Origin of the sequence: Micromonospora globbae (assembly GCF_003610785.1) — a bacterium.
Classification (GTDB): Bacteria; Actinomycetota; Actinomycetes; order Mycobacteriales; family Micromonosporaceae; genus Micromonospora; species Micromonospora globbae.
The window spans coordinates 183,522-202,502 of record NZ_RAQQ01000010.1; the positions used below are offsets into that span (position 1 = coordinate 183,522).

The 18,981-nt window shown below is 74.0% G+C and carries 19 protein-coding genes; 9 read left to right on the forward strand and 10 right to left on the reverse strand.

Going from position 1 to position 18,981, the window contains the following annotated elements; genetic code table 11:
• Positions 1-42: 42 nt before the first annotated feature.
• Positions 43-1,338: an alpha/beta fold hydrolase gene (locus D7I43_RS15885; RefSeq protein ID WP_120329272.1), complete on the reverse strand. Its 1,296-nt coding sequence runs from the start codon at positions 1,336-1,338 to the stop codon at positions 43-45.
• Positions 1,339-1,602: 264 nt separating this feature from the next.
• Between D7I43_RS15885 and D7I43_RS15890 the strand changes: the two genes are divergently transcribed.
• Genes D7I43_RS15890 through D7I43_RS15910 form a run of 5 tightly spaced genes read left to right on the forward strand, consistent with a single transcriptional unit; the run spans position 1,603 to position 4,568 of the window.
• A complete protein-coding gene (locus tag D7I43_RS15890; protein ID WP_204985202.1) occupies positions 1,603-2,043 on the forward strand; it encodes a YbaB/EbfC family nucleoid-associated protein in 441 nt (146 codons plus the stop codon).
• Entirely contained in the window at positions 2,040-2,369 is a 330-nt protein-coding gene (locus D7I43_RS15895; RefSeq protein ID WP_204985203.1) for a hypothetical protein, read from the forward strand. Before D7I43_RS15890 ends, D7I43_RS15895 begins: the two co-directional genes overlap by 4 nt.
• Entirely contained in the window at positions 2,366-3,067 is a 702-nt protein-coding gene (locus tag D7I43_RS15900) for a WXG100 family type VII secretion target (protein WP_120329273.1), read from the forward strand. The genes D7I43_RS15895 and D7I43_RS15900 overlap by 4 nt, the downstream gene beginning before the upstream one ends.
• A gap of 13 nt (positions 3,068-3,080) precedes the next feature.
• Complete coding sequence (locus D7I43_RS15905) at positions 3,081-3,845, forward strand: hypothetical protein (protein WP_120329274.1); 765 nt, start codon at positions 3,081-3,083, stop codon at positions 3,843-3,845.
• Positions 3,846-3,878: 33 nt separating this feature from the next.
• Positions 3,879-4,568, forward strand: coding sequence for a hypothetical protein (locus D7I43_RS15910; RefSeq protein WP_120329275.1), 690 nt, complete (start codon positions 3,879-3,881; stop codon positions 4,566-4,568).
• Positions 4,569-4,653: 85 nt separating this feature from the next.
• On the opposite strand, the gene D7I43_RS15915 is transcribed toward D7I43_RS15910, so the two are convergent.
• Entirely contained in the window at positions 4,654-5,535 is an 882-nt protein-coding gene (locus tag D7I43_RS15915; protein WP_120329276.1) for a hypothetical protein, read from the reverse strand.
• A 46-nt stretch (positions 5,536-5,581) separates the two neighbouring features.
• Positions 5,582-6,271 carry an NAD(P)-dependent oxidoreductase gene (locus tag D7I43_RS15920; protein WP_120329277.1) on the reverse strand — a complete coding sequence of 230 codons (690 nt, stop codon included), beginning with the start codon at positions 6,269-6,271 and terminating at the stop codon, positions 5,582-5,584.
• A 60-nt stretch (positions 6,272-6,331) separates the two neighbouring features.
• Between D7I43_RS15920 and D7I43_RS15925 the strand changes: the two genes are divergently transcribed.
• Positions 6,332-6,730, forward strand: coding sequence for a winged helix-turn-helix transcriptional regulator (locus tag D7I43_RS15925; RefSeq protein ID WP_204985204.1), 399 nt, complete (start codon positions 6,332-6,334; stop codon positions 6,728-6,730).
• A gap of 43 nt (positions 6,731-6,773) precedes the next feature.
• On the opposite strand, the gene D7I43_RS15930 is transcribed toward D7I43_RS15925, so the two are convergent.
• From D7I43_RS15930 to D7I43_RS15960, 7 genes are all read right to left on the reverse strand, one after another.
• Positions 6,774-7,352: a thioredoxin family protein gene (locus D7I43_RS15930; RefSeq protein WP_120329278.1), complete on the reverse strand. Its 579-nt coding sequence runs from the start codon at positions 7,350-7,352 to the stop codon at positions 6,774-6,776.
• Between the two features lie 17 nt (positions 7,353-7,369).
• On the reverse strand, positions 7,370-7,714 hold the full coding sequence (locus tag D7I43_RS15935) for a 4Fe-4S dicluster domain-containing protein (protein WP_120329279.1): 345 nt from the start codon (positions 7,712-7,714) through the stop codon (positions 7,370-7,372).
• Positions 7,711-9,273: an FAD-dependent oxidoreductase gene (locus tag D7I43_RS15940; protein ID WP_120329280.1), complete on the reverse strand. Its 1,563-nt coding sequence runs from the start codon at positions 9,271-9,273 to the stop codon at positions 7,711-7,713. The genes D7I43_RS15935 and D7I43_RS15940 overlap by 4 nt, the downstream gene beginning before the upstream one ends.
• Entirely contained in the window at positions 9,270-9,989 is a 720-nt protein-coding gene (locus tag D7I43_RS15945) for an ABC transporter ATP-binding protein (RefSeq protein ID WP_120329281.1), read from the reverse strand. The genes D7I43_RS15940 and D7I43_RS15945 overlap by 4 nt, the downstream gene beginning before the upstream one ends.
• Positions 9,986-10,840 (reverse strand): ABC transporter permease, encoded by an 855-nt coding sequence (locus D7I43_RS15950; protein WP_120329282.1) that lies wholly within the window; start codon positions 10,838-10,840, stop codon positions 9,986-9,988. Before D7I43_RS15950 ends, D7I43_RS15945 begins: the two co-directional genes overlap by 4 nt.
• The gene (locus tag D7I43_RS15955) at positions 10,837-11,799 is read right to left on the reverse strand and encodes an ABC transporter substrate-binding protein (RefSeq protein WP_120329283.1); all 963 of its coding nucleotides are present in this window, start codon (positions 11,797-11,799) and stop codon (positions 10,837-10,839) included. The genes D7I43_RS15950 and D7I43_RS15955 overlap by 4 nt, the downstream gene beginning before the upstream one ends.
• Before the next feature lie 319 nt (positions 11,800-12,118).
• Positions 12,119-12,817: a TetR/AcrR family transcriptional regulator gene (locus D7I43_RS15960; RefSeq protein WP_120329284.1), complete on the reverse strand. Its 699-nt coding sequence runs from the start codon at positions 12,815-12,817 to the stop codon at positions 12,119-12,121.
• 83 nt (positions 12,818-12,900) lie between these two features.
• Between D7I43_RS15960 and D7I43_RS15965 the strand changes: the two genes are divergently transcribed.
• The 3 genes from D7I43_RS15965 to eccCb all read left to right on the forward strand — a co-directional run bounded on the left by D7I43_RS15965 (position 12,901) and on the right by eccCb (position 18,964).
• Positions 12,901-14,109 carry a hypothetical protein gene (locus D7I43_RS15965; RefSeq protein WP_120329285.1) on the forward strand — a complete coding sequence of 403 codons (1,209 nt, stop codon included), beginning with the start codon at positions 12,901-12,903 and terminating at the stop codon, positions 14,107-14,109.
• 77 nt (positions 14,110-14,186) lie between these two features.
• Positions 14,187-14,630, forward strand: a complete 444-nt coding sequence (locus D7I43_RS15970; RefSeq protein WP_120329286.1) for a hypothetical protein — start codon at positions 14,187-14,189, stop codon at positions 14,628-14,630.
• A 2-nt stretch (positions 14,631-14,632) separates the two neighbouring features.
• Positions 14,633-18,964, forward strand: a complete 4,332-nt coding sequence (eccCb, locus tag D7I43_RS15975) for a type VII secretion protein EccCb (protein ID WP_120329287.1) — start codon at positions 14,633-14,635, stop codon at positions 18,962-18,964.
• The last annotated feature ends 17 nt before the right edge of the window (positions 18,965-18,981 follow it).

Below are 18,981 nucleotides of genomic sequence, written 5' to 3' on the forward strand. Positions count from 1 at the left end.
GAACTCCTCGCGGGGGTGGGGACAGGGATGGTGGTCGCCTCGTCAGGCGTCGGTCGCGCCTCCTCCCGTCTCGCGGATCATCTCGACCAGCCGGGTGAACACCCGCTCGTCCTGCCGGACGCCGTCGTGCTCGTACTCGTTGGTGATCCAGGTCCGGACGTTGCCGACGCGGGCGGCGGTGTCGAGTTGCAGGCCCGCGTCGACGTACATGTCGTCGTGGTAGACGGCGGCGGCCACCGGGACCTCGTTGGCGGCCAGCCGGTCGAGGTCGTAGAGCGGCGGCCACTCCTCGCGGGCGGCGAGCACCTCGACGGCGCCGTGGAACGGACGCAGTCCGGCGATCTCCCGGAACATCCAGGGGTAGATCATCTCGCCGGTGAACAGCAGGGGCCGGGCGTCCTCGGCGAACTGCGGGTGGCGGTCCCGCTCCGCCTGGGCCGCCCACCCGGTGGCGCCGGGGCCGTGCCCGTAGATGCTCTCGTGCAGCGCCGCGAACAGCGGGTTGTCGGCGTAGGACGTGCGGGCCAGCACCTCGTGCAGGAACGTCGCGGACAGTTCGTCCCCGCAGAACGCCTCGTCGACGAGCCAGTGCAGGCGCTCGGCGCCGGGCGCCATGCCGAGGTCGAGGCCGAGCGACTGGAACCGCCGGACGGTGAGGACGTCGCCGTCGGGCAGCCGGACGTCGCCCCCGGCCAGCCGGTCGGCGATCCGGTCCACCTGCGCGACCTGGTGCGGGTACCGCCGCTGGAACGCCCGGTTCTTCGCCTCCACCCGCGGGTAGGTGCGCCGGTAGACCTCCGCGGCGGACGGGTCGAGGCCGGGCAGGCCGCCGGTGACGTAGCAGGCGCTCAGGCCCTCCGGGGCCGTCGAGAGGTACGTCAGCGTGATGAACCCGCCGTACGACTGGCCGAGGGTGGACCAGCGCCGGCCGCCGAAGACGGTCTTCCGCAGGTGCTCGTGGTCGGCGACGATCGCGTCGGCGCGGAAGCAGGCGAGGAAGTCGGCCGCCTCCTCGGCGGTGGCGAACGCGCGCATGCGGCGGCCGTCGACGCGGGTGCTGCGGCCGGTGCCGCGCTGGTCGACCAGGACGACGCGGTGGTCGCGCAGCGCCCGGTCGAGCCAGCCGGTGCGGGCCAGCGGTCGGGGCCCCTTCCCGCCGGGCCCGCCCTGGAGGTAGGCCAGGCAGGGCAGGTCCTCCCCCGCCCGCACGGGGTCGACGATCTCCCGGGCGAAGACCTCGATGCTGCCGCGCGCCGGGTCGGACCAGTCCAGCGGCACCCCGACGACGTGCTCGCGGACCCGCATGCCGGGGATCGTGTACGTCGCGACGACGGTCATCGGCACCCTTCCCGCCGTGGCCGGCGGCCGCTCTCGATCTGCTCGCACAGGCCCGGTCCGGGCCGCCGGACGCCAGCGGACCCGGCAGTACGGTGTGCCATTGCACTGATCCTAGGGCGGTGACGGCTTCCCGCCAAGAGGGGGCGGTCGCCCACGTCGGGGCGTCCACGGGCGTGAATGTCTGGTCTACAATCGACGCCACTTCGTGTAGTGCTGGCAGCCGCGGCGGCCTCCACAGGTTCCGTGGCATCTCGGGGGAGGCACATGGAGAGCGCGGCCGTGGGCGGTGGTGTCCTTGATCCGGGCGGCGCCATGGAGCAGATGCGTGCCTGGAAGGGCCGCATCGACAAGCTCGCCGCCGACACGAAGGCGATGAGCGACCGCCTCCAGGAGCTGCGGGTCACCGTCCAGGACGAGAACGGCCTCGCCGAGGTGACGGTCGACTCCACGGGCGCCCTGCTGGACCTGCGGTTGGGCCGCCACGCGCAGCGCGTCCCGCCCGACGTCCTCGCCCGCACGATCATGGACACGCTCCGGCGCGCCAAGGGCGAGCTGGCGGACCGGTCGCAGCAGATCATCGCCGAGACCGTGGGGACGGAGTCGGCCGCGGCACGGGCGATCGCCGAGCGGGTGCACCGCCGGCTGCTCCCCGACCCGGAGCCCGACGAGCGCGAGCCGTACGACGGCCACGGCTGGCGGGGGTGAGGACGATCACCGACGGATGGGCGGCCGACCCCGAGCAGATCCGCGCGCACGCCGCGCACATCGAGGCACTGCGGTCGCGGTTCGAGGCGATCCGCGGCGCGAGCGCGCACATCACGCAGGACGACCAGGCGTACGGGCAGCTCTGCGGCTGGATCGCCGGGATCCTGGAGAGCCGGCACGTGCGCCAGGACGAGCTGGTCGCGTACGTGGACGAGAACCTGCGGATGGTCGCGGACGGCCTGCGCCGCAACGCCGACAGCTACGACGGGGTCGACAGCGACGCGGCGAGTTCGATGAGCGCCATCGGACGGCGGTTGCGCGCATGACGGACATGTCGCTGGTCGCGCCCGTCCACTCCACGCGGGAGGTGTGGACGGGGTCGTCGCTGGCCGACGGCGTCGAGGGTCTCGTCGACGCGATCCGCAGCGAGGGGTGGGTCGACGACCTGCTCGCCGGGGCGTCCCTCGGTCTGGACGTCGTCGCCACCGTGCTGGACCCGTTCAGCGCGCTGCTCGCCAACGGGCTCGGCTGGGCCATGGAGTACTTCGAGCCGTTGCGGGAGATGCTCGACTGGCTGACCGGCATGCCCGACGTGGTGGCGTCGCACGCGGCGACGTGGGACAACATGGCCGGGCACCTGAAGCAGATGGCGGCCGACCTGCAGACCCACCTGGCCGGGGACCTCCCGGACTGGCGGGGGCACGCCGCCGAGGCGTACCAGTCGTTGATGAGGAACAACGTCGACGCGATCGCGGGCCTCGGCGGCACGTCGGCCGCGATGGCTGCCGCCACCCAGGCCGCGGGCAACCTGGTCTCCTTCACCCGCGACATCGTCCGCGACCTGATCGCGGACCTGGTCGCGCGCGTGATCGTGTGGGCGGTCGAGGCGATCTTCGTGGTCACGATCCCGGTCGTCGCCGCGCAGATCATCGCCGCCGTGGTCAAGTGGGCGGGCCGGATCCTGAGCTACACCACCGCGCTCGTCACCAGCCTCACCAACCTGTCGAAGCTCATCAACGGCTGAGCCGGGGCCGACCGTGACGAGACCCAAGGGACCGCACGGCGACGCCGGTGATGGTGGTGACGGCGCCGACGGCGGCGTCCCCCGCCCGCGGGACGGCCACGGCCGACCCACGGCCACCATCGCCGAGGGTCACGAGGCCATCGCCGACGCGGCGACCAGGGGCCGCCCCGGCGGGGAGTCCGCCCAGCCGCCGCGCAACGACCCGAAGCTGGGCAAGCACGACGAGCAGACCGTGGCCGAGATCGAGAAGGCCCGCAACCAGATCGCCCCGAAGCTCCAGCAGATGGCCGACGACGCGTGGGACCACGTCGACCAGAACAAGGACGCGATCCTCGCGCAGGAGGGCTACCAGCGACGGCGCGAGAAGCTGCTGGAGCGGGGCTACCCGGAGGAGACGGTCGACCTGATCCTGGAACGGACGGCGCTGGGCACCGAGGCGCACACGCACTTCGCCCGGAGCATCGACGCCGAGGCGCAGAACATGCTGCCCCCGGAGACGGGATTCCGGCTGCGGACCGAGGTCGGTTACGACGCCCAGGGCGTGGAGACGTCGCGGCAGAAGGACCAGGACTTCCGGCCGGACGTCATCCTCGAGCGCCAGTACGAGGACGCCGCGACCGGTGACCTCGACTGGGAGGTGGCACACGCCTACGACCTCAAGACCGGCCTGAAGACCGGCATCGAACCGGGCTGGGCCAACAAGGTGCAGGACAAGCTCGACCTGGGCCGGCCGCCCGAGGAGATCCGGCCGACGCAGCGGCCGCTGAGCGTAGACTGACCGCCGGCGGCCCGCACGTGACGAGAGGTACGCATGTCCTCTGCTGACAAGGCGCGACGGTGGCGTCAGATCCTGTCCGAGCTGCGGCCCGAGCTGCCCGGCGAGTGGTCCGTCCGGGGCGGCGGCCTCGGCACGGTGCTGGTCCGGGAGCCGGTCGACTGGACGGTGGCCTGGATCGGCTACGCCGGTTCCCCCACGCGGCCCGAGGGCTGGGTGTCCGCCGCGGTGCAGCCGCTCGTCATGCCCTTCACCAGCTGGATCATGACCTACGGCATCCGCATGGACGAGGCCGGATCCGGGCCGCGCACGGTGGACCTGGCATCCGACGCGGCGGCCGACCAGACGCGGCGGTTCGTGCTGGACGCCGGCCTGGAGAAGATCGACAGCTGGCCGGCCGACCGTCTCGCCCAGGTGGCCGAGCGCGACTACGCCCAGGAGCCGCGCCGCCGCCGTACCCACTGGCACCAGCTGCCCGGATGGCGGGTCGTCACCGGCGCCGCGTCTCCCGTCGAGCCCGCGACCCAGCTCGCCGACCTGTGCCACGAGCGGGCCCGTGGGACGTCCGGCAAGGGCGCCCGCCAGTTGACCGAGCAGGCCGGTTTCTACGAGCGGCTCGCGCAGGCGTGGCACGAGGGGGAGCGCGACGCGGCGTTGCGGTTCCTCGCCGAGGAACGGGACCGGGCCCTCACCGCGCAGAAGCTCGACACGGTGCTGGCCGCGTAGGCCGCCCGCCCCGGACACCGCCCCGGCGACGACCTGGCCGTGCCCGCGGGAGGTGGCGGGACAGCCCGCCCGGCCCCCGGGATGCTCAGCGGCCGCCGGTCAACCGCGCCACCACGGGGGCCAGCGCCTGCGGCACCCTCACCTCACCGCCTCCGGCCTCCCCCGCCACGACGCGCAGCGGGTGGAACTCGCCGTCGTACCACCAGAAGATCTCGTCGGTGCACGGGTCGGTGGCCGCCGTGAACATGGACGTCGTCAGGTGCCGCAGCGCCGCGATCGTCTTCTCCACCTCGGCGTCCACCGCGTGCAGCAGGACGGCGCTGTACCGCGGCGCGGCCACCAGCGCCCCGTACTCGGCGTCGTCGGGGAGGAACCGCCTGACCGACATGAGGGCCGTCGTGACGAAGGGGTTGCCGTCCGCGGCGAGCAGGCGGACCGAGGCGCCGGTGGGCAGCTCGTGGTCGCGCACGTCGAGGGTGGCCAGCTCGTGCCGCACGGTCTGCCGCACGGCGAGGCGTACCAGCTCCTCGGGGTCGTGTCCCAGTTGCGCCACCTGCGCGACGGTCAGCATGTCCAGCCGGCCGGGTCGGTTGACGACGAGCACGGCCGTGAAGTGCGCGCCGTACGGCATGGTGAAGTAGCCGTCGGTGCGCGTGGCCGCCGGGGTGAGGCGCAGGCGGAGCTCGTCGAGGTCGACCGCGCCGAGCTCCGCCGTGACCCGGTCCGGCAGTTCCCGGCGGACCGCCGCGATCCAGTCGGCCACCAGGTCGGGCCACGTCGGGCGGGGCTGGTCCTGACAGGCGCGCAGCAGCGGGGCCAGGGACACCCGTGCCCGGCCGCCCGGCACCGGGACGACGATCTCGTCGCCGGCCGGCGCGACGCGGGCTCCCGGCACGAGGCCCGGCAGCGCGTCCTCGACCAGCGCGCGCACGCTGCCCATCGGGTCCTCGTTCTGCGACGACGCCACGGTGCATTCATACCATCGGCCCGCGACGGCCGCGAACCCTCGCGGGTCACCCGGGTACGACCGCGACCCGTTCCCGCCGGACGGTCGGCCGCTCCACCTCGGCGACGACCGCCCGGGCGTACGTGCCGTGGGACAGCGCCGCCATCACCTGCGTCCGGCTGAGCGGTTCCCGCAGCAGCCGGTACGGCCGGCGCGGGTCCGGGTCGGTCCCGAAGCCGCCGGGCGGGGCCAGGACCGCCCAGTCGAGCGTCGTGGCCGACAGCGCCGGCAGCTGCCGCGCGTGCGCCTCGGCGTACGGGGTGAGCGCGGGCGGGAACAGGTCGGGATCGTCCATGACGGCGCCACCGGAGTCGAGCCGCAGCGTGGCGGTCAGGCCGACGGCCACCAGCCGCCGGTGCGGGTGGTCCCAGGCGTCCGCCAGGCCGGCCACGATGGCGGCGTAGTAGTCGGGGTCGAAGCCGTCGAACGACGGTGGGGGCGCGGTGAACGGGGTGACGGCCAGCACGAGCGCCTCCGTCGTCCGCAGGACCGGGGCGAGCGGCGCCGGCTGCCGGGCGTCGCCCCGGACGACGCGCAGCCTCGGGTGCGGGGGCGGGTCGTACCGGCCCGGATCGCGGACGACGGCGGTCACGTGGTGCTCCCCCGCGAGCAGCGCGGCCGTGACGGCGCGGCCGACACGGCCGCCCGCACCGAGGACGGCCACCTGCTTGGGGAGCTGGTCAGGAGTACTGGGCATGGGCGTGACGGTAGAGGCCACCGGGGCGGTAACCGCAACGTAACCACGTACGCTGGATCGGTGACCAGGACCGATGCGCCGTTGCCGGCGTTCGACCCGGCCTGCCCGATGAGCGCGTTCCCGATCCGGATCGGCGGCCGGTGGACGGCGATGATCGTGCTCTGCCTGGAGGCGGGCCCCCGGCGGTTCGGGGTGCTCCGCCGCCACCTGCGTCCGATCAGCGCGAAGGTGCTCGCCGAGACCCTGACGGCGATGGAGCGCGACGGGCTGCTGCGGCGACGCCCGGTCGGCGGTCCCGACGGCGGCGTCGAGTACGAGCTCACCGCGCTCGGTCGCACCCTGCTCGACGTCATCGCGCACGTCCGGGGCTGGGCCCGCGACCACCTCGGCGAGGTGCTGCGGGCACGCGACGACTTCGACGACGCGCCGGGGGCACGGCCGTCGGCGCTGGCCGGTTGAGGGGCCGTTCGGACGCGCCCGAACGGCCCCGACCGCCGGGTCGTCAGTGGACGACGACGCCGGGTTCGTTGTCCGGTGACCACTTGATGCCGCACCCCAGGCTCGGCGTGTGCGGCTCGGGCACGTCGCGGCCGGAGAGCACGAGGTCGACCGCCGACACGAGGAGGTCGCCGGTGACCGGGACGTCGTTGCCGGGCCGCGCCGCGTCGAACGCGCCACGGTAGGCCAGCCTCCGCTGCCCGTCGTAGAGGAACAGGTCCGGTGTGCACGCGGCGCGGAAGTCCCGCGCGGTCCGCTGGGTGGTGTCGACGAGGTACGGGAAGGTGAAGCCCGCCCGCTCCACCTGCTCCCGCAGGCCGTCGACGTCGTCGTCCGGCGCGATGCCCGTGTCGTTGCTGGCGACGCCGACGACGGACAGGCCGCGGCCGGCGAGGTCGGCGGTCACCGCGGCCAAGCGCCGCTCGATGTGCCGGACGTACGGGCAGTGGTTGGACAGGAACGCGACCAGCAGCGCGGGACCGGCGAGGTCCGTCGAGCTGACCGGTTTCCCGTCCAGGTCGGGCAGCTCGAACGCGGGCAGCGGGGTGCCCAGCGCGACGAGTGACGAGTTGACCGGTGGCATGGGTGTCCTCCTGGTGTTCAGCCGTCCAGCCGGACGGGTTCGACGCGGTGCAGGAACGGGGTGGTGTCGATGGCGGCGAGCCGGGTCTGGCCCTTGTGCCAGCCCAGCCGGGACCGCCAGCTGCCGAGCAGTCCCGCCTCGGCCAGCGCGTCCTCGTCGACGTGTTCGGTCTCGTCGGCGAGCGGTGAGACGTACAGGGCGTCGGCCGGGCAGTACGCCTCGCACATGAAGCAGGTCTGGCAGTCGCCCTGCCGGGCGATCACGGGCACCTCACCCACGGCGCCGTCGAAGACGTTGGTGGGGCACACCTTCACGCAGATGCCGCAGCCGGTGCAGCGGCTGTCGCTGACGAGTTCGATCACGCGGGTACCTCCTCGGTGCGTACGGACACCCGGTCCAGGCCGGTGAGCACCAACCGGTGCCGCTGGGCCGGGTCGGGCGCCGGGTGTTCGGCGAGCCGGTGCATGCCCCTGGTCTCGGTGCGCGCCAGCGAGGCCGTGTGCATCCACCGGGCGGTGGCCACCATCGCGGCGGTCTCGCGGGACCGCACCCGTCCCCGTACGCCGGGCGCCGGGCGCTGGAGCACGGCGGGCCACAGGTCGTCGACGGCGGCCAGCGCGCGGCGCAGCCGGGTGACGGAGCGGAAGTGGCTGACCTCCAGGGGCAGCGTCTCGCGCTGGACGGCCGCGACCACCGACGCCGTGTCGATCGTGTCGGGCGACCCGGAGCGGAGGCCCGCGGCGCCGACCGGCGCCAGACGCCGCGCCCGGGAACCGGCCGTGGCCGCGTAGCGGGCGGCGGCGGCTCCGGACCACCGCCCGGAGCAGATGGCCCAGGAGGCGTTGTACGCTCCCCCGCCGCTCTGTCCCCCGTGGCTGCGCTCGCGGGAGGCCGCGTCGCCGGCCGCGTAGAGGCCGGGCACGGACGTCTCGCAGCCGTCGCCGACGAGCCGGATCCCGCCGGTGCCCCGCACGGTGCCCTCGAACCGCATGGTGATCGGGAACGGCTGGGTGAACGGGTCGATCCCGCGCCGGTCGTAGGGCAGGAAGAACACGGCGTGCGAGGTCCGCAGCAGCGCCCGCTTCTCGGCGGTGTCCGCCCGGTCGAGGACGGCGTGGACGGGGCCGTCCAGCAGTGCCCGGGCGATGGCGTCCCGGGGCAGCACGCCGTCGCCGGCGTAGAGGACCGTGCCGTCGGCGGCCGTGATGGTGGCCATCGACAGCAGCCGGTTACGGGTGACGGTGCTGTACCGGGCGCTGGTGCCGTAGGAGTTGCTGAACTCCATGCCGGACAGCTCGGCGCCGGCCTCGGCGGCCATCAGCAGCCCGTCGCCGGTGAGCACGTTGCAGCCCAGTCCCTTGCTGAGGAACGCGCAGCCGCCGGTGGCGAGCACCACGGCCGGGGCGCGTACCTCCCACTCGGCGCCGGTGAGCCGGTCGAGGCCCCACGCGCCGCCGACGCCGTGCCGGTCGGCCAGCAGTTCCAGCGCCGGCGACTGGTCGAGCACGGTCACCCCGGCGCGCCGGACCACCCGGCGCATCAGCCGCATGTACTCCGGCCCCTGGAGGTGGTTGCGCAGCGGCTCACCGTGCTCGTCCCGCACGAACGGGTAACCCCACCGCTCGACCAGGGCCAGGCTCTCGTACACCCCGTCGAGGACGCGGTGGATCCAGCGGGCCTCGGACAGCTCCCCTCCGCCGGCCATCCGTTTCGCCACGGCGCGCTCGCGCAGCTCGGCGTCCGGTGGCAGGTAGAGCAGGTTGCTGCCGCCGGGCGCGGTGGCGCCGCTCGACCCCAGGTAGCCCTTGTCGGCCAGGACCACCCGCGCCCCGTGGCTGGCGGCGCTCCACGCGGCCCAGGCCCCCGCCGGACCGCCGCCGAGGACCAGCACGTCGGCGTCGCGCACGTTCCGCGCCGTCATGCCGTCACCTCCACGATCTCCTCGGGGACACCGAGTTCCCGCAGCAGCGCGGTCCGCAGCGCGGCGAACGCGGTGTCGGTGCGCCGCCGGGGCGCGGGCAGCTCGACGGTCCGGTCGAGCGAGATGCGGCCGTCGCGGAGCACCACCACCCGGTCGGCCAGCAGCAACGCCTCGTCGACGTCGTGGGTCACGAACAGCACGGCCGGTCGGTGCCGCGCGCACAGGTCCCGGAGCAGGACGTGCATCCGGAGGCGGGTCAGCGCGTCGAGCGCGCCGAACGGCTCGTCCAGCAGCAGCACGTCGGGTTCCCGGACGAGGGCGCGGGCCAGCGCCACCCGCTGCGCCTCCCCGCCGGAGAGGGTGACCGGCCAGGCACGGGCGTGCCCGGTCAGGCCGACCTCGGCGAGCGCGGCCAGGGCGCGTTCCCGTGGCCGCGGCCCGCCGAGGCCGAACGTGACGTTCGCGAGGACCCGCTTCCACGGCAGCAGCCGGGGCTGCTGGAAGACCACCGACCGTCGCGGGCGGATCCGCAGCGACCCCTCGACGTCCGGGTCGAGCCCGGCCAGCGCGCGCAGCAGGGTGCTCTTGCCCGAGCCGCTGTGCCCGAGCATCGCCACGAACTCGTCGGGCGCCACGGTGAGGTCGAGGCCGTCCAGGACGGCGCGGGCGCCGAAGCGGCGGCGTACGCCCCGCACGTCGATCGCCGCCGTGCTCATGCGCCCTCGAATCCGCGGCGCCACCCGAGCAGGCGCCGCTCGAGGAAGCGCACGAGGGCGTAGCTCAGCAGGCCGATCACCGCGTAGAGCAGCAGCACGAGCACGGACAGGTCGAACTGGAGCAGGGTCTGCGCCCGGGCCATGAGGAAACCGATGCCCTCGGTGGTGTTGATCGTCTCGGCGAAGATCAGGCTGAGCCACGCGCTGGACAGCGCGAGGCGCAGCCCCACCAGGAAGCCGGGCAGCGCGCCGGGCAGGATCACGTGCAGCACCATGGCGGCCCGGCCGACGCCGAGCGTGGTCGCCGCCTCGACGAGTTGCGCGTCCACCCCGCGGATCGCGCTGTAGGTGTTGATGTAGATGGCGATGCCGACGCCCAGGGCGATGAGCAGCACCTTCGGCCCCTCGTCGATGCCCATCCACATGATGAGCAGGGGCGTGAGCGCGAAGTTCGGCACCGCCTTGGCCACCTGCATGGTGGAGTCGATGACGTCCGCACCGACGCGGCTCAGGCCGGCGAGCACCGCGACGGCCCCGCCACCGAGCACCCCGTAGGCAGTGCCCTGCAGCACCCGCCACACCGATGCGCCCACGTGCGTCTGGAGTTCACCGTCGGCGGCGAGCCGGGCCGCGGTGGCGGCCACCGCGGCCGGCGGCGGGAACAGCTGCGGGTTCAGCACGCCGGTCGCCGACGCCAGCCACCAGAGCGCGATCAGCAAGGCCGGCCCGGACAGCGCGCGCAGCCAGCGGGGTACGCGGAGCACCCGGCCGCGGCGGCGCGGCGCGCGGGCGAGTTCGTGCAGCGCCGGCTCCGCGGCGGGCGGGGCGCTCGTGGGGAGGACGACCGTCATGGCGTGACCCGCCAGGCATCGAGGTCGAACTCGGCGTCGATGAGCCGCTGCTCCCGCAGGAAGTCGTACGTGGCCCGGACCTGCGCGAGGCCCTCGGCCGGGAACGGTTCGACGTTGAAGTGCGCGGCCGGCTCCGCCTTGGCCTCCAGCGCGACGTCGACCCCGTCCTTCTTCGCGGCGTACGCCCAGTAGTCCGCGATGTTGTCGCGGACGTGCTGGTTGATCGCCGCGACGGCGCTCCCCCACGCCTCGTCGAAGCCGGGGTGAGCGTCGAGGAAGGACTGCAGGGCGGTGCTGTGCTCGGTGCTGAGCAGGTGCGGGTGGTTCGACGCCTTGTCGATGACGACGAAGCCCTTGCGCTCCAGGTCGTACGCCTGGGGACCGCCGATCACGGTGGCGTCGATGGCGCCGCTGGACAGGCCGGCCAGCGACTCGGGGGTCGGCACGTTCCTGATCGCGATGCGGTCGTCGAGGCCGGCGGCGTGCAGCAGCCCGTACGCGACCCGGTAGCGGATGGTGCCCTCGGGCGCGGTCACCGTCCTGCCGACCAGTGACCGGATGTCGGTCGGGCCGCCCTTGCGGCCGATGAGCCAGGTGTCCGCGTTCACGGTGGTGAGCGCGAGCAGTCGGGTGGGGTTGCCGCTGGCGCGGGTGCGCAGCGCGGGCATGTCACCGGTCACGGCGACGTCGACGGCCCCGGCGAGGAGCGCGGCGCTGACGTCGGCGCCGGACTGGAAGAACGAGAAGCGCACCTGCGTGACCCCGACCGGGCGGAGGCGGTCGAGCAGGAGTCCCTTCTCGTCGGCCCAGCCGAGGTTGCCCTGCACGGTGCCGGTGACCGAGGTCATGCCGACGCGGAGGACGAACTGCTGGCGGCCGTCGGCGCCGGCCGCGCCGCCGGCGCAACCGGCGAGCGCGGTGAGGGTCAGGAGGATGGCGAGGAGTCTGAGTCTGGGCATGGGAAGGCTCCGGAGGGTGCGGCGCGGCGCCGGTCGGCGTGGCGGCCGGCGCGGGCGCGACGGGTCGACGGGGAGGCGGGACGTGTCGGCCCCGGCGCGTCGTCGCGCCGGTGGCCGGGCAGGTGGAGGGTGGGAGGCGCGGAGGGCCGTCAGCGGCAGCGACAGAGGCTGCTGGAGGTCCGCTCGAAGTCCACGTGGCGTCGAGTGGTCAGGTCCCTCGACTCCGTCATGCCGGAAAGTCTACTTATCCGATAGGACATAGCAAGAGTCGTCCCACATGACGGTGCGGGCCAGGCGTGACCGCCGGGGACGACGCGGGTCAGGACCGCGGGCCGAGCTGCGCCTCGATGCCGTCGAGGAGGACGTCGAGTCCGAGTTGGAACGACGCGTCGAAGTCGTCGTTGCCGAGATCGGCGTGACGGGCCAGGGTCGGATGCCGCTCCGCGGCGCGGTCGAGGTGCTCCTGGGCCCGCCGGCGCAGGTCCGCCTCGGCCGCCGGCTCGTGACGCAGGCCCCGCCAGGTGTTCTCCATGGCGGCGTAGCCCTGGACGTAGTACGTCAGGGCCCCGACCGCGGCGGTGAGCCGCGCCCCGTCCAGTCCGGCGCCGCGGAGCAGGGCGTAGACCAGTTCGGAGCGGGCGAGCGCGTGCGGGCCGAGGAGCGGACGGGTGGACATCAGGGTCGGCAGCCAGGGGTGCCGGAGCATGACCTGACGGCCCCGACCCATCTGCTGACCGACGGCCGCACGCCAGGGCAGGCCCTCGACGTCGTCGATCGCGATCTCGGCGACGGCCTCGTCGGTGGCGAGGTCGAGGACGTCCTCCCGGCTGCCGACGTACTGGTAGAGCGACATGGTGCCGGCGTCGAGGCGGGCCGCGAGGCGCCGCATGGACAGCCCCTCGACACCTTCGACGTCGAGCAGCTCCACGGCGGCGCGCGTGATGCGTTCCCGGGAGAGCCGGGGCTTGCGGACCGGCTCCTCCCGCAGCCAGATCGCCGACGGTCGCGGCCGGGGCATCGCACGCACTCCTTTCGTACACCGTACGAATTACCGTACAGCTAGCTTTCGCCCGAGTGCCGAACGGAGGTCCGGGAGGAAGCATGTCCGTCACACCACAGGAATGGCTGCGCCGCTACGCACTGCTCGCGCTCCGCCTCGACCGGCGACTGCCGGGGAGCGCCACCGGGACGGTGCTCATCTACCAGGGGCCACCGCAGTGGCGCGTCGAGGTGGAACGCGAGGAGCAGCCACCCGTCCGCCGACTGGTCGACGACGCCGACGAACTGCTGGCGCACGTACCGTTCGCAGCCGGCCGCGCCGAGTACCTGGCGGCGCACGTACGCGCCATGCGGGCCGTCGCCCGCAGCCTCGTCGGCCCGCGGCCGCCCCTGCCGCAGTTCGCCCGCGAGTGCCTGGGGATCGCCGCGCGACCGCTGCCCGAGGACGTGTTCGACGAGGCCCACGCCCGACTCGACAGGGCGTTGCCGCCCGGCCCGGGCACCCTGGCCGACCGGCTGCACGCCTGGCAGGCCGCGCACACCCTGCCGGCGGCGCAGCGCGACCGGCTGCCGGCCCTGCTCGACCGGGCCGTGGCCGAGACGCGGCGACGCACGAGCCGGCTCGTCGCCCTGCCCGAGGGCGAGGTGGTGCGCTGCCGCCTGGAGTCCGGCGTGGGGTACCGCGCGGCCGGCGAGTACGAGGGCGGCCTGCGCGCGACGCTGCACGTCAACGTTGACCTGCCGTTCAACCTGGCCGACCTGCTGTACGTCGTCGCGCACGAGGGGCACCCCGGGCACATCGCGGAGTCCCTGCTCAAGGACCGCCGGCTCGCCGCGGAACAGGGCCACCTCGAACAGCGGATCCGGTTCCTGCTGAGCCCCAGCTTCGTCCTCAGCGAGGGGCTCGGCCTGCACGCCGAGGAGATCATCTTCCCCGGTGACGAGGCGCAGGCGTGGCTCACCGACAACGTCCTCGCCGAGGTGGGCATCGCCCCGGACGGCAGCGACTTCGCCACGGTCCACCGTGTCCAGAACGTGCTGTTCGGCGTCTGGGCCAACGCCGCCCACCTGGCCGCCGAGGGCCGCCCCGAGGCGGAAGTGGCCGCGTACCTCCGCCGATGGGCGCTGCTCTCCGAGGCGGAGACCGCCGGTGCGCTCGCGACGCTGCGCGCGACCGGCATGGACCTGTACGTCCTCGGCTACCACCACGGTTGGGAGCTGCTGGACCGGTGGCTGGCCGACGACCGCGCCGCGCGCGTCCGCCGTCTGCTCACCGAGCAGCTTCTCCCCGCCGACCTGGCATCCGCCTGAGCCCGGGACGCCCGGCGGGGCCGGGGTGTGCGGCGCCGTGGTGTTGAATGTAGACACCCCTGCCGCCGGAGGTGCCCGTGTCCGAACTCACCCTGCTCGTCGAACCGAGCCCGGCGCTTACCGCCGAGCGCGTGGACGGGCTCGCGTCCGGCCTCGCCGACGACCTGCGCACCGTCCGCGGCCTGCGGGTCGCGCACGCGCAGCGTCCGGCCGACGGGCACGGGAAGTCCCCGCAGGCGTGGGAGCTGGGCATGCTGGTGGTCGGCGGTCTCTTCTCGGCCACCACCATGCGGGCGATCGCGCAGATCGCCATCGCGTACGCCGACCGGGTCAAGGCGCGCTCGATCCGGCTGCGCAGCGGGGACAACGAGCTGGTGGTCACGGGGGCGACCCGGGTGGACGCGCAGCTCGTCGACCAGCTCGCGCAGCTGCTCGGCCAGTCCGGGTCGACGGCCGCTCCCGCCACCGCGGCCCTACCCACCGCCTCCCCCGACGGCGGGAGCGCCCGCGCGGGGAGCTGAGGATGGGGGCACGACGGGCGCTGCTGATCGCCAACGACCGGTACATCGACGAGTCCCTCTCCGACCTCTACGCGCCCCGCGAGGAGGCCCGCGACCTGCTCAGCCTCCTCGCGGACGCGGACATCGGCGCGTTCGACCAGACGCTGCTGCTGGAGAACGAGTCGAAGAGCTCCATCGAGCGGGCCATGGAGGCGATGCTGCGGGCCGCCGGTCCGGAGGACCTCGTCCTGCTCTACTTCTCCGGCCACGGCGTCCGCAGCAGCAAGCGCGGCCGGCTGCACCTCGCCGTCGCGAACACCGAGGTGGACCACCTCTCGTCGACCGCGATCTCCGCCTCCTTCATCCGGGAACTGCTGGACGAGTGCGACGCGGCCAGCTCGGTCATCCTGCTCGACTGCTGCTACAGCGGCGCGTTCGAGGGGCAGGGCCTGAAGACCACCGACGACCTCGCGATCGACGGTGAGCTGAAGACCGGGTACGGGCGCTACGTCATCACCGCCACCAACTCGGTCGAGCGGGCCGACGACGGACGGCCGGCGTCCGAGACCGCGCCGCGCCAGCGCTCCGCGTTCACCGAGACCGTCATCCAGGGCCTCAGCACCGGCGCCGCCGACATCTCCGGACGCGGCCGGATCACCCCGGACGACCTGTGGCGGTACGTGCACCTCGAACTGCCGAAGCGCTCGGCGCAGACGCCGTGCCACTTCGGCAGCGCGAGCGACGAGATACACATCGCCCTGTCGCGGGAGGGGCAGCAGCGGCACCGGCGGCACCGCGACCAGCGGGAACCGCGCCTGGGCGACCTGCTGGGCCCGCTGGAGCCGGCCGAGGACGTGAAGCTGCGGGCCACCGAGTGGCGGCGACGGGGACTGCTGAGGATCCCCGTCGGGCGCGTGCAGCGGATCGACCAGCCGGGCGGCGAACCGGTCTGGCTGGACCTGGCCTCCTCCGACGGCCACCTGCTCGTCGTGGGGCGGGCGGGGACCGGAAAGACCACCCTGCTCCGGACCATCATCGGCGCGCTCGCGCTCACCCACTCCGACGACGAGGTGGCGATCCACTGCCTGGAGTCGGGCGGCAACCGCCTCGGCCCGATGCGGCGCCTGCCGCACGTCCACGCGGTGCTCGGCGACGACGAGGTCGACGAGGTCGGCAAGCTGCTCGACCGCCTGGAACGCGACGTCCTCGACCGCAAGCAGCTCTTCCGCCGCCACGAGTTGGAGTCGCCGACCAGCCTGCGGGCCCGGCGGGCCGACCTCGACATCGGCCCGTGCCCGGACGTCTTCCTGATCGTCGACCGCTGGCAGGACTTCGCGACCCTGCTGCCCGACTTCACGTCCCGCGTGGTCGACCTCGCCAACAAGGGCCTCGGCTACGGGATCCACGTCGTCATCGTCGAGCGGAGCTGGCGGGTCATCCCGGACGAGCTGCGGGAACTGCCCCAGACCCGGATCGAGACCCGCCTGTCGCAGCCGCAGGAGTCGCTGGTCAACCCCGACCAGGCCGCCCGCCTGCCGATGAACCTGCCCGGCTGGGCCATCCACGGCCGGCGGACCTTCCGCATCGCGCTGCCCGACCTGACGGCGAGCACGGTCGACGGCGAGACGGACCCGGAGACCGAGCCGGCGGAGGACACCGGCACCATGGTGTCGACCATCGTGCAGGCCTGGTCGGTGGCCTCCACGGGCACCGCGACGGGCGGGGACCGGTCCCTCCCACTGGCCGACCGGCCCGACGAGACGCTCCTCGTGCTCGGCGTACCCGACCGGGCGGCGCTGTGGCGGTTCGAGGGGCGGCGCACCGGCACCGGCGCGGACCACCTCACGGCGCCCGTGGGACTGGACGACCAGGGGCGGCCGGTGCTGCTCGACCTCAAGGAGTCGGCCCAGGAGGGCATGGGGCCCCACGGGCTGCTCGTGGGCGCCACCGGGTCGGGCAAGAGCGAACTCCTGCGGACGATCGTCGTGGCGCTCGCCGCACGGCACTCCACCGACCAGCTCAACCTCGTCCTCATCGACTTCAAGGGCGGGGCGACGTTCCGGCCGTTCGCCGGGCTCCCCCACGTGAGCGCGCTGGTCACCAACCTCGCCGACGACCTGACCCTGATCGACCGGCTCGCGGACACGCTGAACGGGGAGATGATCCGCCGTCAGGAGCTGCTGCGCGCCGCCGGCAACCACGCCAACCGCCGCGACTACGAACGCGCCCGGGAGGCCGGCGCCGCGCTGCCACCGCTGCCCAGCCTGGTGGTCGCCTGTGACGAGTTCTCCGAGCTGCTCAGCGCGCGGCCCGAGTTCATCGACGTCTTCGTGCACATCGCCCGGGTCGGCCGCTCCCTCGGTGTGCATCTCCTGCTCGCCACGCAGCGACTGGAGGAGGGACGGCTGCGAGGGCTCGACACGCACATGTCGTACCGGATCGGCCTGCGGACGTTCTCGGCGACGGAGAGCCGGATGGTGCTCGGCGTGCCGGACGCCTACGAGTTGCCGCGCGCGCCCGGGCACGGCTTCCTGAAGGCCGGCACGACGATGAACGCCTTCCGGGCCGCGTACGTCTCCGGGCCGCTCGCCGACCCGGACGACGCGGCACCGCCGGAGCTGCTCGGCCGCAGCCTCGTGGAGATCCTGGTCGAGCGGCTGCGGGGCCGGCAACCCGCCGCGCACCAGATCTGGCTGCCGCCGCTGGCCGAGCCGCCCAGCCTGGACGACCTCCTCGGCCCGCTGCACCGGCACCCGGTCCGCGGCCTCACGCCGATACGGGAGGAGCGGGCGCCGCTGCGCGTGCCCGTCGGCGTCGTCGACGTGCCCGAGCGGCACGCCCGGGAGCCGTTGTGGCTGGAACTCGACGGCAGCGGCGGGAACGTCGCCGTGGTGGGTGCTCCCCTGTCCGGCAAGACCACGATGCTGCGCGCCCTCGTGACGGCGCTGGCGCTGACCCACACGCCACGCGAGGTCCAGTTCTTCTGCCTCGACCTCGGCGGCGGCGGCCTGCGGGCCCTCGACGGGCTGCCCCACGTCTCCGGGGTGGCCACCCGGCGGGACACCGAGGCGGTGCGGCGGACCGTCGCCGAGGTGACCGCGATCCTGGACGCGCGGGAACACCGCTTCTCCACGCACGACGTGCAGTCCATGGCGGACTACCGGTCGCGCCGCGCCGCCGGGGAGTTCGCCGACGACCCGTTCGGGGACGTCTTCCTCGTCGTGGACGGCTGGACCACGCTGCGCCAGGAGTACGAGGAGCTGGAGCAGGCGATCACGGACATCGCCCAGCGGGGGTCGGGCTCCGGGGTGCACGTGGTGCTGACGGGCGCCCGCTGGATGGAGTTCCGGATGACCCTGCGGGACCTGCTCGGCACCCGCCTGGAACTGCGGCTCGGCGACCCCGCCGAGTCCGAGTTCGGCCGGCGTGCCGCCGCGAACGTGCCCCGTACGCCGGGCCGCGGTCTGCTGCGCGGCCGGCTGCACTTCCTCACGGCGCTGTCCCGCATCGACGGTGGACACGACGTGGACGACCTGGCCACGGCGACGACGCAGCTGGTGACGGCCGTCGCGCAGGCGTGGCCCGGTGCGCCCGCGCCGCCGGTGCGCCTGTTGCCGCGCCGGCTCACGATGGAGCAGCTCGACGCGCTCGTCGACCCGGCCGCGTCCGGGATACCCGTCGCGGTCGACGAGTCGTCCCTCTCCCCGGTCAGCCTCGACGTCGACCGCGAGCCGCACCTGATCGTCTTCGGTGACGCCGAGTGCGGCAAGACCAACCTGCTCCGGCTCGTCGCCCGGCAGATCGTCGCCCGGCGTACGCCGGCGCAGGCCCGGCTGATGGTCGTCGACTACCGGCGGAGCCTGCTCGGCGCGGTCCCGGACGAGCACCTCGTCGAGTACGCCCCCTCCCAGCAGGTGCTCACCGAGGCGTTGGCCTCGGTGCGTCAGGCGATGGCGGCGCGGCTGCCCGGGCCGGAGGTCACCGCCGAGCAGCTCCGGTCGCGCAACTGGTGGACGGGGCCCGACCTCTTCCTCCTGGTGGACGACTACGACCTGGTCGCCTCCGCCGGCAACAACCCGCTCGGGGCGCTGCTGGACCTGCTGCCGCACGCCCGCGACATCGGGTTGCACCTGATCGTGGCCCGGCGCTGCGGCGGCGCGGGGCGGGCGCTCTACGAGCCCGTGCTGCAACGCCTGCGCGAGTTGGACTCCCCGGGACTGCTCATGTCGGGGAGCCGGGAGGAGGGCCCGCTCCTGGGTGGGCTGCGGCCGCAGGCGATGCCGCCCGGTCGGGGCACCCTGGTCCGCCGCCGGGAGGACGCGCTGGTCGTCCAGACCGCCTGGTCGGAGCCCTGACCGGCGGTTCGGCCGCG